The sequence below is a fragment of the Candidatus Kuenenia stuttgartiensis genome (assembly GCF_900232105.1).
In the GTDB taxonomy this organism is placed as follows: Bacteria; Planctomycetota; Brocadiia; order Brocadiales; family Brocadiaceae; genus Kuenenia; species Kuenenia stuttgartiensis_A.
Genome location: NZ_LT934425.1, coordinates 3,341,162 through 3,353,732, shown reverse-complemented (window position 1 = coordinate 3,353,732; position 12,571 = coordinate 3,341,162). Strand labels below are relative to the sequence as shown.

General features: G+C 43.1%; 12 protein-coding genes, 1 tRNA gene and 2 pseudogenes. 8 read left to right on the top strand and 7 right to left on the bottom strand.

Translation table 11 applies throughout. The annotated features are described in order from the left end of the window. Positions 1 to 436 precede the first annotated feature (436 nt). From ltrA to KSMBR1_RS15655, 3 genes are all read left to right on the top strand, one after another. Positions 437 to 1,333, top strand: a complete 897-nt coding sequence (ltrA, locus tag KSMBR1_RS15665; protein ID WP_099326153.1) for a group II intron reverse transcriptase/maturase — start codon at positions 437 to 439, stop codon at positions 1,331 to 1,333. Between the two features lie 18 nt (positions 1,334 to 1,351). Beyond that, on the top strand, positions 1,352 to 1,627 hold the full coding sequence (locus KSMBR1_RS23605; RefSeq protein WP_099323535.1) for a group II intron maturase-specific domain-containing protein: 276 nt from the start codon (positions 1,352 to 1,354) through the stop codon (positions 1,625 to 1,627). A gap of 208 nt (positions 1,628 to 1,835) precedes the next feature. After that, positions 1,836 to 2,297 (top strand): ribonuclease toxin HepT-like protein, encoded by a 462-nt coding sequence (locus tag KSMBR1_RS15655; RefSeq protein WP_157820649.1) that lies wholly within the window; start codon positions 1,836 to 1,838, stop codon positions 2,295 to 2,297. Between the two features lie 274 nt (positions 2,298 to 2,571). On the opposite strand, the gene leuS is transcribed toward KSMBR1_RS15655, so the two are convergent. Beyond that, complete coding sequence (gene leuS, locus KSMBR1_RS15650; RefSeq protein WP_099326151.1) at positions 2,572 to 5,073, bottom strand: leucine--tRNA ligase; 2,502 nt, start codon at positions 5,071 to 5,073, stop codon at positions 2,572 to 2,574. Positions 5,074 to 5,495: 422 nt separating this feature from the next. Here leuS and KSMBR1_RS15645 point away from each other — a divergent pair. Next, positions 5,496 to 5,571: transfer RNA gene (locus KSMBR1_RS15645), tRNA-Ala, on the top strand. A gap of 16 nt (positions 5,572 to 5,587) precedes the next feature. On the opposite strand, the gene KSMBR1_RS23600 is transcribed toward KSMBR1_RS15645, so the two are convergent. The 4 genes and pseudogenes from KSMBR1_RS23600 to KSMBR1_RS15630 form a co-directional block, all read right to left on the bottom strand. After that, positions 5,588 to 5,752 carry a hypothetical protein gene (locus tag KSMBR1_RS23600; protein ID WP_419470183.1) on the bottom strand — a complete coding sequence of 55 codons (165 nt, stop codon included), beginning with the start codon at positions 5,750 to 5,752 and terminating at the stop codon, positions 5,588 to 5,590. Then, a complete protein-coding gene (locus KSMBR1_RS21670; RefSeq protein ID WP_172953459.1) occupies positions 5,734 to 5,985 on the bottom strand; it encodes a hypothetical protein in 252 nt (83 codons plus the stop codon). Before KSMBR1_RS21670 ends, KSMBR1_RS23600 begins: the two co-directional genes overlap by 19 nt. Further along, a pseudogene (locus KSMBR1_RS15635) lies at positions 5,972 to 7,039 on the bottom strand (IS1634 family transposase); the annotation flags it as partial. The pseudogene KSMBR1_RS15635 and the gene KSMBR1_RS21670, both read right to left, overlap by 14 nt. After that, positions 7,029 to 7,259, bottom strand: a complete 231-nt coding sequence (locus tag KSMBR1_RS15630) for a hypothetical protein (protein ID WP_099326148.1) — start codon at positions 7,257 to 7,259, stop codon at positions 7,029 to 7,031. The pseudogene KSMBR1_RS15635 and the gene KSMBR1_RS15630, both read right to left, overlap by 11 nt. Before the next feature lie 109 nt (positions 7,260 to 7,368). On the opposite strand from KSMBR1_RS15630, the gene KSMBR1_RS15625 reads away from it, so the two are divergent. After that, entirely contained in the window at positions 7,369 to 8,010 is a 642-nt protein-coding gene (locus KSMBR1_RS15625) for a hypothetical protein (protein WP_099326147.1), read from the top strand. Between the two features lie 15 nt (positions 8,011 to 8,025). Then, on the top strand, positions 8,026 to 8,580 hold the full coding sequence (locus tag KSMBR1_RS15620; protein WP_099323679.1) for a helix-turn-helix domain-containing protein: 555 nt from the start codon (positions 8,026 to 8,028) through the stop codon (positions 8,578 to 8,580). An 88-nt stretch (positions 8,581 to 8,668) separates the two neighbouring features. Here KSMBR1_RS15620 and KSMBR1_RS15615 read toward each other — a convergent pair whose 3' ends face one another. Further along, positions 8,669 to 10,861, bottom strand: a complete 2,193-nt coding sequence (locus KSMBR1_RS15615; RefSeq protein ID WP_099326146.1) for an IS4 family transposase — start codon at positions 10,859 to 10,861, stop codon at positions 8,669 to 8,671. Between the two features lie 182 nt (positions 10,862 to 11,043). On the opposite strand from KSMBR1_RS15615, the gene KSMBR1_RS15610 reads away from it, so the two are divergent. Both KSMBR1_RS15610 and KSMBR1_RS15605 read left to right on the top strand, forming a co-directional pair. Next, the gene (locus KSMBR1_RS15610; protein ID WP_099326145.1) at positions 11,044 to 11,571 is read left to right on the top strand and encodes an IS630 family transposase; all 528 of its coding nucleotides are present in this window, start codon (positions 11,044 to 11,046) and stop codon (positions 11,569 to 11,571) included. Between the two features lie 21 nt (positions 11,572 to 11,592). Then, positions 11,593 to 12,288 (top strand): annotated as a pseudogene (locus KSMBR1_RS15605) (IS1634 family transposase); the annotation flags it as partial. On the opposite strand, the gene KSMBR1_RS23595 reads toward KSMBR1_RS15605, so the two are convergent. Beyond that, the gene (locus KSMBR1_RS23595; RefSeq protein ID WP_099323524.1) at positions 12,262 to 12,564 is read right to left on the bottom strand and encodes a CHC2 zinc finger domain-containing protein; all 303 of its coding nucleotides are present in this window, start codon (positions 12,562 to 12,564) and stop codon (positions 12,262 to 12,264) included. The pseudogene KSMBR1_RS15605 and the gene KSMBR1_RS23595 sit on opposite strands and share 27 nt — an antisense overlap. Between the last annotated feature and the right edge of the window lie 7 nt (positions 12,565 to 12,571).

Genomic DNA, 12,571 nt, shown 5'->3' with positions numbered 1-12,571 from the left:
ATAAACAGATTAAGTAAAACCATCTCTGGTTAATGCGTTTGAACATACATCACGAAGGGAAAAGGGGTAATCCATATGACCGGGGGAGGACTTACGCCTTGGGCAAAATTCCCTAACAGCAAGGTATAAGGAAATTCCGAAGTCCGAGCTGTATGAGATGGTGATAGACAAGCTTCTCTCACAAGTCTATCTTTGAAGTCGTCAGCATTGCTCATAATAGTTTCCGGTGTGAATCGGAAATGAAAGGGGCATAACCGTAGTGGAATTGATGAAAGTGGCAGATTGAATACGTTCAATGAGAAAAGAAACTCTTTTGCGTAGGTAAGCAGTAACAAGAGCCTCTCTTGTTTTTGCCTATGTTTGGGAGAATCCGTACCCAGGAAACACGATTGACAAGTCTATTATCCGTAATCAATCGAAAGGAATATATCGAGAGATGCTTAAGTATCATTCATTAAGAGACAAGGTGTTTAGTCTGAAAAACCTTTATGCTGCTTTCAAACACGTAAAGAAGAATAAAGGCAAAGCTGGTCTTGACAGGGTAAGTATTAAGCAATTTGAGTCCAATCTTGATGTGAATATCATGAGTATCCATCAGGAACTCAAGACTGCCATATACAACCCTGCGCCTGTCCTGCGGGTATACATCCCCAAAGGCAGGCATGACAAGAGACCTCTTGGCATTCCCATTGTTAAGGACAGGATTGTACAGCAGGCGTTCAGGCAAATCATAGAGCCAATATTTGAGAAAGGATTCTCAGATAACAGCTTTGGATTTCGCCCTGACAGATGCTGTCACGATGCTATCAAACGGCTTGAACAGTATAAGCAGGAAGGGTATACCAGCGTCCTTGATGCCGATATAATGGCATTCTATGACACCATACCCCATAAGCTTATTATGGACTCCTTACGTGAGAAAATTGCTGATGGATGGGTTTTGAACAGTATTGAGAACATGCTCAAGGCAGGGGTCATGGAGGACGGCATCGTGCATGAGACAAACAAAGGCACTCCGCAAGGAGGTGTAATTTCCCCTTTGCTTGCAAACCTTATCGGTAACATCATCGACAAGGAACTTGAAAAGGCTGGATATAAGTTTGTCCGATACGCCGATGATTTCGTTGTCATGACTAAAACAAAAGATGAACTCCCAGCCGCCCTCAGCTATGTCAAAGAAATCATTGCAGGGAAACTTGGAATGAAGCTGAGCGAGGATAAAACCAAGCTCACCAACTTCAAAAGAGGTTTCAGGTTTCTCGGATACGATTTCAAGGGCAAGTATAAGGGTATAAGCACGAAATCACTGAACAAACTCAAGAGCCTGTCCTGAGCCTGCCGAAGGAACAACATCAGAGACATCACCAGACGTACACAGGGCGTCAATCTGCAAGCCATCGTTGATACATTAAACCCCGTAATTCGTGGGCATGTCAACTATTTTCGGCTGGGCAATGTACAAAAGGTATATCGCTCATTAGACTGTTGGGTACGCATGAGACTGAGATGTTTCAAGTTCTCAAGAAAATGGAGAACAGACAACAAGCGTTTCCCTGTTCACCGATTCTTTAAAATGGGGTTACTCTCATTCGAAAGAGAATTTCTTAAGGCGTGTGCTAAAGCATGATGTTTGACTTTTCTCTGTTATAGAGCAACACTTCGGGGTCGCTGACTACGAGAAAGACGTATGGTTTAAAAAGGATGCTTTGTCACGTTGTCCAAAGTATCTGGCGACGAGTGGGGGTTGGAGGCTAATGGCCTCCAGCCTACCAGCTAGATGTGGTACAACTAGAGGAACACAGGCTGATAGAAAAAATAAAGAAGAATGGGGTGAAATGGATAAAGGAAAATTCACAGTATTGAAAGCCGATATAGATGCGCAAATAAGAGAGATAGAAAACATCTATGCCAAACTGGAGGAACGAAGACAGGAAGAAAACAGACCTACAGGAATAGAAAGTATCGCGTATCAATTACACAATCTTTATTGTGCTTTTGAAGATCTTTTCAAAATAGTAGCAAATACCTTCGAGAACAATATTCCAAATAAAGCTTCATACCACGTGGAATTATTGAAACGCATGGCTATATCGATAGAAGGAATCAGACCTTCTTTGATGTCTCAGGAAAGCTATGCGCTATTAGAGAACCTGCGATCCTTCAGGCATCTGTTTAGACATGCCTACTCTTATGAACTGGGTGCCAGAAAGGTACGAATTGTTATAGAGGATTCAAGTAAACGAAAGGATATCTATCGAAAAGACATTAATACCTTCCTGGATAGTTTCCTATGCTGAAGTAGAGACGCACGGCCGTGCGTCTCTACGTTTTGAATATTAAAAAAGATCGGAACACCGTTACAAAATATTTGAAAGCGTCTTTTGATCCCAATATTTCTTATTAAATGGAAGCAGGAGCTTCCAGGACATGTGTGCCCCCGAGTAGCGACAAGGCATGCCTTGCCGCTACTTGAGAACGAGAATGGAGTTAAGCCTTCGGCGTTTTTTTTGAGATAGAGCGAAGTTGTACTTCGCGCTACATTCAGGAATCCACGGTATCAACAACTACTTCCTATTTCACCACAATATTCACCAGTTTTTTGGGAATAATAATGGTCTTGACCTCTGTCTTTCCTTTCATGCATAAAATAACACTTTCGTCTATCATTACACGTTCTTTTAAATTTTCATCGCTGATATCCACCGGTACAGAAATGTGGCTTCTTACCTTACTATTGACCTGAATAACAATCTCAACCTCTTCTTCCTGAATCGCATCCTTGTCGTATTCTGGCCATTTATTATTGAAGATACTGGGTTTATGCCCCATCGCCTCCCATAATTCTTCACAAATATGAGGAACAAACGGGGCCATGAGCAATAGAATCGTTTCCATAGAATACCTAAAAACCCGGAACTCCAATTCTTCTTCCGTATTGCGAGGCGCAACAACCTTAAATGAATCAATATTATTTAGTAATTCCATAATCGAGGCAATCGCCGTGTTAAAATGCCACGAAGTGTCTAAATCATCCGTAATCTTTTTAATCGTCTGATTCGTTTGACGGTAAATTGCCTTTGCCTTCGGGGGAAGTTTTTGCATGTCAATTTGTGTGCGCCCAACCTTTGCATAACTCTCTTCAAATTCTATAACCTTTTGCCAGAGCCGGTTCAGAAACCGGTGCGCTCCTGGCACACCCCGGTCGTTCCATTCTGCATCTTTCTGCGGCGGCCCTATAAAAAGGGTGTAAAGACGCTGGGTATCCGCGCCATACTTTTCGATAAGTACATCAGGGCTTACCACATTCCCCTTTGACTTCGACATCTTCGCGCCATTCTTAATAATCATCCCCTGTGTAAAGAGATGGTGAAACGGTTCTTTACATCCGATGAAATCAAGATCATAAAGAGCCTTCGTAATAAACCGTGAATATAAAAGATGCAAAATGGCGTGTTCCACACCGCCAATATACTGATCCACCGGCAGCCACACATTTACCTTTTTTTTATCGAAAGGCTGATTATTATCCTTAGGAGAAAGGTATCGGAGGAAATACCAGCTCGAATCAACAAAAGTATCCATCGTATCAACCTCGCGCTTTGCAGGCGCTGCACATTTAGGGCAAGTCGTGTTGACAAACAAATCAATCTTTGCCAGGGGGTTCATGCCTTGTGGCAGAAACTCGATTTCTTCCGGGAGAAGTACAGGAAGCTGTGATTCCGGAACAGGAACCGTTCCGCACGTCTCGCAATATATAATAGGAATAGGCGTTCCCCAATAACGCTGCCTCGATATTAGCCAGTCGCGCAACCGGTACGTCACCGTCCTTTTCCCAAGCCCCTTCGTTTCAAGATGCTCAGCAATCGCAACCATTGCCCTCGTATTGGGCATGCCGTTAAATGCCTCAGAATTAACCAGAACGCCTTCACAGGTAAAGGCCTCTTTCATCGCTTCGGCGTCAAATGATTCCCCTTCCGGTTGAATAACGGCCTTAACCGGCAAATGATATTTTTTTGCAAAAAGGAAATCCCGCTGGTCATGCGCAGGTACGCCCATGACAGCGCCCGTACCATATTCCATGAGCACATAATTTCCTACCCACAGGGGTACTTTTGTATTATTAACCGGATTGATAACATACATTCCGGTAAAAATCCCCTCTTTTACGGCATCTTCCGCCGTACGTTCCACCATCCCCTGGTTTCTCGCTCTTTCAACAAACGCCATCACCTCGCCCTCGCGCTGAGAACCGATGACTAGTTGCTCAATTACCGGATGTTCCGGCGCCAAAGAGACAAAAGTAACGCCATAAAGGGTATCGGACCGTGTGGTGAAACAAGGCAATATCTCTCCCGAACCTTCCAGCCGGAAATCAATGCGCACCCCCTCGCTTCTCCCTATCCAGTTCGCCTGCATTGTTTTTACCCGCTCCGGCCATCCTTCCAGCAACGAAAGATCGTCAAGAAGCTTCTGGGCATAGTCGCTGATACGAAAGAACCACTGCACCAGATCCCTTTGCCGCACAGGGCTGTCGCACCGTTCGCAGCATCCATCTACCACCTGCTCGTTGGCCAATACCGTACTGCACGAGGGACACCAATTCACCGCCGCCTTCTTTTTATATGCAAGGTCATTCTCATACAGTTTCAGAAAAATCCATTGCGTCCATTTATAATAATCAGGATTGCAGGACGTAATTTCCCTGTCCCAATCATATCCGACTCCCCATCGGTGAAGCTGGTGCTTCATGGCTTTTATATTTTTGTGCGTCCATGCGGCAGGATGCGTACCTCCTTTGATAGCGGCATTTTCAGCAGGCAGCCCGAAAGCATCCCATCCGATGGGAGAAAGCACATTGTATCCCTTCATCATTTTGTACCGGGCGACAACGTCTCCGATAATATAATTCCTGCCGTGTCCTACATGCAATGTGCCGGATGGATACGGAAACATTACCAGGCAATAGAACTTGTCCTTTTTCTTTGTATCATCCGTATAAAATAAGCCGCAGCCTTCCCAGTATCCCTGCCACTTCGTTTCAATACCGGTAAAATTGTACTCCCTTTGCGCCATTAGCTACTCCTTAAAAGCGAGGTATTGCAAAAAAATTAGTAATAATTTTTAGTTTTAACAGGGATACACAGGATAGATAGGACAATAAAAACAAACGTAACTTCTAAATAAGTTGAGGTTTTTATAATAATTTTTATCCTCCTCAATCCTCAATCTGCAGATTACAGATTGCCAACTGTACCGTATTCCCCATTAAAAAAAGGCGCAAGTGGGTAAATCTAGCCCTGTGCCTTTCTTCATCTTTCGCAACGATACAAAACAGATTCAGATTCTAACAGAATTTCATACGTAATCAATTGAAAAGACCATTGATTTCTGTTGAAAAACCTTGACAATCAGCAAGTATCATGGTAGCTTTTTATCTCATCGATATTTGAAACTTACCAACACTTCATCTAAAAAAACTATCACCTATTCTATGTGGGGCTGTGGCGCAGTTGGGAGCGCGTTTGAATGGCATTCAAAAGGTCAGGGGTTCGAATCCCCTCAGCTCCACCATTATTTTCAATGGTTTTCAGGAATTTGATACTACTTGTTTTTCCTCAACTGTAGTCAAATTGTAGTCAGTCCATAAAATCTGAACACCATCCCGCAGACTATCAGGACAGTGATGGGCATAACGCAGTGTCATACGAATATCTTTATATCCCAGCAGTTTTGCTATTTTGTAAATATCCACACCTCTTTGCGCCAAACGCGTCGCAAAGGTATGCCGGAATGTATGCGGAGTACGTCTCTAATACCCGCCTTCTGCAATGCCCTGTCAAGTGCCCTTCGGAGATTGTCACTGTCAATTTTGGTCCCAGCGCCACCGGTAAACACAAGGTCATTCTTAACCCAACTTCGACAAGCAGAAATCGTATCTCTTTTATTGCCAATGTGATACGACTTTAGTCCTTCATTTTTCGGCACTACATCTTTGAGTTTTCATGGGTGATTTTATATTTTTTCTGCCTAATGGTGTATGTTTAATTTGTAGTTTATTGTAAATCGTGTGCTGCTTTTCCGTGGGCGCTGTGCAGGTTCTGACGTCAATAACGCAGCCGTCCTTTGTGTTCATGGTCGTTGTTACCCTTATATGGGTGGCAAGGATATTACGAATCGTATTCCAATTATAATGAACCCCTGCGGTTCTTAGCTTTTTTAATATCCCGGCAAGTATGTGATAGGCCAATACAGTGACATGCACGTGGGCAATGGTTGGGGTATCTGTGTGGTGAAAGTTTGGCCGTAAACCAAGGTTGCCTTTCATTGTTTTAAAACTTTCCTCAACAGTACTCAACGACCTATGGAGCTTTGATATCTCTTCCCCGCTAAGATCAAGTCGGTTTGTCCGTAATACATACGTGCCTATGGCTTCTTCCTTTGCTTGCGCCTGAGCATTTTTCTTAAATTTGATATCGGTCGCTTTGCCATCCGTCTGTTCCACTTTGATCGTATATAAATTGCCCACCTTGTAGCGTTCTTTTAACCGGCCTATCCTCTCTATGATCGTATCATATTTTTTCTGTCTTTTTGGCTTCTCTAATCCTTCTTTTATTGCCGAGAGCGCCTCTTCAAACCTTTGTTCTTTCAGGGAAAGGATGGACTTCTCTTTTGCCTCTTTTGCCTCTTTTGCCTCGCTGTGGCATAAAAGGAATGCCTCTTCTTCAGTACGGACTAATTTCATGCCCAACGTTGTTTTCCCGTCTGATAACATAATCTTCTCTTCGTCCGTTTCAGGCCAAAAAGTATCTTCAAAAGATTTCTTGCGCGAGACGACCACATATTTATAGCCACTCTTCCTGATAAGCGCAATGTTCTCTTCCGTTGCTATCCCTGCGTCCATAACTATCGTTCTATCATTTGAAAACATACCGTCTTCTTTTTTTAATCCATCCAAAATATCTTTTAGGGTACCAGGCTCCGACACATTGCCCTCAAAAACCTTGCTCTGCTTGGGAAATCCCTCTTCATCAACGGTCAAGAAATTCCGCATCTTTTAAAGATAATTTCATAGGCTTTGTCTCCTTTCTTAATTGTATGGTAAGATTAAGGTTGTTAAGTTGTTTTTGGACTTGTGCATTCAATGAGCGAACAAAGACCATCTTTGGCTTATTGTGCAGAAGATAGCCTTGTGATGATCTGGCAAAACCGGTTGAATGTCCTAAAAAAATCCATCCTGCGGCCTTATAGCGGATGTTCACCCCTGCCAAAACGCATAAGTGCTTAATACATAGTTTGTTAAGGCTGTATTTTTAATAAATATGTAGTCACTAATATATTGTTATTATACGACAATATACTTGACGGATAATGGTTGTTATCTGTACAATGGTGGACATGCATATTGTAGAGAACAAGTCAAAATCCGGTAAAAAAATCTATCGATCTACCCTTCTGCGGGAATCGTACCGTGAGGATGGGAAGGTCAAGAAACGCACCATTGCGAATCTGTCGAATTGCACTCCCCTGGAGATTGAAGCGATAAGACTTGCACTCGCACATAAAGACGATCTCTGTGCATTGGGCGCATTGTCAGAATCGGTGAAACTCCATGAGGGTTTGTCTGTGGGAGCAGCGTGGAGCGTGTACCAAGTGGCAAAGGAATTAGGGATAGAAGAGGCATTGGGAAAGGACTTTGAAGGAAAGCTGGCGCTTTGGCAAGTAATGGCAAGGGTAATAGGCCAGGGGTCAAGACTGTCTGCAGTAAGGCTGGCGCAGATACATGCTGCGGGTGACGTCCTGGATATGAAGCGTGGGTTTGACGAGAACAATCTGTACGATAATTTGTCATGGTTGTCAGAGAATCAGGCAAAGATAGAGCGAAAGCTGTTTGAGTTAAGACGAGGAGGCAATAAGCCGAAGTTGTTTTTGTATGACGTGACGAGCAGTTATAGCAAAAAGCATTTATTTTTAGAAGAACCTGTTTTTTTCTTGCATTTGAATTGTTTCTAGAGTATTAAATTCTGCATGAATCCATTTCTCAGTGAAAAAACCCGAATAGAATTTAAAAAAGCACATAAGAAAGAGCCTCATAGACGTCATGCCGACCGAATCAAAGCTATACTTCTTCTTGATTCAGGATGGAGTTATGAAGAAGTAGCAGAAGCGCTCTTGTTAGACGATCAAACAATCAGGAATTACGAAAAACTATACAAAGATAAAGGTTTCGACGGGCTTTTATCTGACAATTATGTTGGCTGTATGCCAAAACTCACTTGCGAACAAGAAGAACAATTAAAAGATCATATCAGGAAAAACAACTATAGCGCGGCAAAAGAAATTGTTGAATATGTAAAACAGACATTCAATAAGACCTATACACCCGAAGGAATGGTACATACCCTCGATAGATTAGGCTTTACTTACAAGAAAACCACAATAGTTCCAGGCAAAGCAAACCCTGAAAAACAAAAAGAATTTATCGAAAACTACAAACAACTCAAAGAAGAGAAAGCCCCTGGAGATATAGTCAAACAAATAAGGTTTTCGAAAAATTTACACACCCCCGGCCCCTCTTTTTAGGGGGGAGATAAGAAGTCCCCTCTATCAAGCTAATCTTTACCCACAAATTTCAAGAGCACCGTAGTTGTACGGCCAATTGAGCTGAAGGCTAAGTGGTGTAAAGTTCGTAAGCAACTTCAATATCAGCCAAACGTGACATGCCTCGCCAAAGTACTTCACTTCCGGGATGGCCATCACCACGGCGACCCAGATGACCGCCAAGTTTACCTAAAAGCCGCACGGCATCATTGAGGCTTGGAGGTAAATCAGGAGGCTCCTTGACCTTGTTCGCAAAAGTTGTCAATGCTTTCCATTCAGAATCGCTGAAGTAGACAGTACAAGGGACATCAGGTGTTTCTTGTCCTAAAGTAGTCAGGTAATGGATACGCCAAGCTATAATCATATCAATGGCCAAAGCGTTGCATAGACGACGAGCACTCTCCAACTGCCGGGCCTCGACACGACAACCGCTCTTGATAATACGATGATAACACTCAATACCCCATCGGCGAGCATACCATTCCAAACGTTCGTAAGCATCTTTTTCTTGCTTAACCGCAACTGTGGTTAACAGCATCCATTCTAACCCATCAATTCCGATAGGCGGATTGACTTCCTGCGCCAGCACCGCCCACACCCTGACCGCAGGCATATTCTTTTTTAGCATAGGTGGGCGTAGCGTAACAGGCATCGCCGGTTGCTGTTCCAGTTTAGTCCACAAAAACTCGCATGATTCTTTATCATCAACAACCTTTCTATTGCGCGAACGTTCTGCACGGATCAGCAACTGAGCGCCATCAGGCGTATTATACTGCTCAGCGAATACCTCGTGAATATCGGCCTCACGATCTGCCACAACCACCAGCAAAGATTTGTTTCGACAGCGTTTCTGTACTTGCGATACTGCATGGTAACTCTCCACCCATTTCCAGCTTTCCTTCTCTTCGATAGGCTTCTTGTGTCGTTTATGTTTGCTGCCTATTCCGTCCCGCGCCCAGCATTGCACATTCAGAAGTCCCAAGGGTGTGCCACTTTCAGTAAACGCCATCGTATCATGCACCATCAGTCCACGAACTTTTTTACTCTTAGTACCTATCGGCCCTAACCCCTGCGTATTCGGATGTGTGCTATAATTCAGAGTCGTAGTATCTTGCGCTACCAAAACCAAACTATTCTCCTTCACACGCTCTTCCGTGGCCTCATAATGAGCTTGCAATATCGCCTTCCAATCTACATTCTCATTGTCAAGGAATCGGTATGCAGCCTTAGTCGCACTGACTGAGCCGCACGCCTGCGGAATGTTTGCCAAAGGTTTGTCATAAAACATACCTGTCATTTCTAAAAGTCTTGAGGTCAATCGTGCATCGCCCAATTTTGTTCCTCCAAGTTCCGCTTCTATCCAATCCCGAGGCTCTTTTTGTGCCACTCTTTGGCGAACATGTACTTTGCCATCGGCACAACAACACAACACCGCCTGCCATTTCTTTTGCAACGGCATAACATAAACGTCTTTGACCGTTGCACCTGTTCCTTTTCGTCCTCGACCTTCCGTGCCTCCTACATACTTCCAGTTAGCTGCCCGATAACAGCTTCCGGAAAACCGTCCTCGTTCCACATAGGTTTCTAAAAGTACAGGACGATATTTATACACTCTTTCCCAATCATCTACCAAACGTGTTTGGCATTTTGCCAATACATGCGATGCCAAACATTTTACTCTTACCGTAGGCGCTATTAAATACCGACTGTTATTGATAACAAACGTATGATTCCGCTTACGTGCTTCCTCCGTCCATCCTATCCACTCGTCGCGACTTTCCACCCGTCTGGCACAGGCACTATAACTTAGCCCTCCTATCCATCCGTAATATTCACTGCGTACAAGATACCGAAGTTGCGCCCCGCATAGGGGCCCACTTCCAAGATAATGATGCGCTTCTAACATGCTACGCCAAAGTTTCGAATGGAATCTCGTTGTAACCCGTATAATCTCTACGTCACCCAACTCCGCTAGCTCGCATGACACTTCCGCAATCGGAGGCGCCTCCGCAGGTTTATTGACTTTTTGAAATGCATAATGCCTGTTCACCTTTGGAAGATTGATCTCTTTACGACGATCCAATTCCAACAACGCCTTGCGACAACTCATCTCTTGCAAACGGCCCGCTTGATTCCGCCAGTCCATCCATTCGCATACCAGACGCGACAGTTTACGACGCGATAGGCACGGTTCCTTTTGGATAGTTTCTGATAAACGCTTTATTACATCATCTGAAAATATTCGACCTCCTACTCTAAGCATGTACACAGTGTAACATACGGTTAACACGGTGTCCAGCAAAAAATATGGGTCATCCCCAGCTATCAAGAGGGGATTTAGGGGTGTGTTTGATAATATGCCTAGTCAAATAAATCTGTTTTTTAGAAAGCCATTTTATCGCCAAATCTCTAAAATCATATTTGTTTGGCTATAAGATACTTTTTATGGATGGAGTTCATCCACAGCACAATTCTACGTCTGCATATTGCTGGATAGAGAAAGGCAAAAAGAAGGAAATACCCTCTAATACCGGCAGGAAAAGAATAAATTTAAACGGTGCTATTGACATAGAAACCTTTGAAGTAACAATCCGGGAAGATGAAAGCATCAATGCTCAATCAACAATAAAGCTTTTCCATGAAATAGAGTCAAGGTATGCTCAAGCCGGTACTATTTACATAATCTCTGATAATGCTAAATATTACAGGTCTAAGTTGGTCAAAGAATACCTTGCAAATTCGAGAATAAAGATCAAATTTCTCCCTTCCTATTCACCCAATTTAAATCTCATTGAAAGATTATGGAAATTCTTTCGCAAAAAAATATTGTATAACAAGTATTATGATACTTATGAGAAGTTTAAAAACAAATGTTTAAGTTTTTTCAAAAATATTAACGAGTATACAGATGAATTGTCTACTCTTTTAACTGAAAATTTTCAAATTATTGGCGAGCAAATTTCGAAAACCTGATTTGTTTGACTATATTTAGAGGGGAAGTCGAATCATTTTGGTGAGTACGGGTATAATCGTGACGGCAAAAAGAGGAAAAAACAGATAGTGATCGGTATGCTTTGTGATGAATCCGGGGAGCCGGTATCAACAGAAGTATTTAGGGGCAACACCCAGGATCCGAAGACCTTTGAATCTCAGGTAAAGAAGGTATTAGAGCGGTTTGGATGCAAAGATGTAACGATTGTAGGAGATCGTGGGATGATCAAGACGGTGCAAATCGAAAGTTTACCGGAAGGGTTTCATTACATAACGGCGATAACTAAGCCGCAGATAGAGTCGTTGATAAATAAAGGGATACTGCAATTAGGATTGTTCGAAGAAAAGCTCTGCGAGATAAAGGATGATGAGGTTCGATATATTCTGAGGCGCAATCCGGTAAGGGCGGAAGAGATGTCAAAGACCCGTGTATCAAAATTACAGAGTATAGAGAAATACATCGTGAAGAAGAACAGTTATCTGAAGGAACATCCTAAGTCGTCAGTATCGAAGGCCCTGGAAACAACAAGGGAAAGGCTAACGAGATTGAAACTTGATGGGTGGGTGCAGATAAAAGAAGAGGATAGGACGCTAAAGATAGAGAGAGATGAGGAAGCATTAAAGGAGGCATCATTGCTAAGCCCCACAATAAATGAACCTGGAATTCTCAGATTAAGTGGAATTAATATATTGAGGTAAAACGGATTTTAGCAGATAGACAGCATCTGGGAAAGAGGAGTTGGAATCTACCATGACGATGTCGATGGTATTAAAGTTTTTTTTACAACGGAAACACCTGGCGAGGTTCGTATTTGGGTTGGTGGCGGAATTAAATTCAGAACAGAGAGGGCAGAGGAAGCGGAAATAGCCTTCGGAGTATTTATGAGGTATGGAGAGGACATCAGCGATGAGTCGATCGATGGGGATATCGTTTCGTAATGAGCGCAAGAGTTGAGGGGAAAAGAGACGGGCCATGGTAGAC

Excerpts from the sequence above, each read along its gene's own strand:
- KSMBR1_RS15655 (WP_157820649.1), top strand. The coding sequence starts at position 1,836 with ATGGATAAAGGAAAATTCACAGTATTGAAAGCCGATATAGATGCGCAA.
- KSMBR1_RS15610 (WP_099326145.1), top strand. The coding sequence starts at position 11,044 with ATGGATGGAGTTCATCCACAGCACAATTCTACGTCTGCATATTGCTGG.
- ltrA (WP_099326153.1), top strand. The coding sequence starts at position 437 with ATGCTTAAGTATCATTCATTAAGAGACAAGGTGTTTAGTCTGAAAAAC.
- KSMBR1_RS15625 (WP_099326147.1), top strand. The coding sequence starts at position 7,369 with ATGGTTGTTATCTGTACAATGGTGGACATGCATATTGTAGAGAACAAG.
- KSMBR1_RS23595 (WP_099323524.1), bottom strand. The coding sequence starts at position 12,564 with ATGGCCCGTCTCTTTTCCCCTCAACTCTTGCGCTCATTACGAAACGAT.
- KSMBR1_RS15615 (WP_099326146.1), bottom strand. The coding sequence starts at position 10,861 with ATGCTTAGAGTAGGAGGTCGAATATTTTCAGATGATGTAATAAAGCGT.
- leuS (WP_099326151.1), bottom strand. The coding sequence starts at position 5,073 with ATGGCGCAAAGGGAGTACAATTTTACCGGTATTGAAACGAAGTGGCAG.
- KSMBR1_RS15620 (WP_099323679.1), top strand. The coding sequence starts at position 8,026 with ATGAATCCATTTCTCAGTGAAAAAACCCGAATAGAATTTAAAAAAGCA.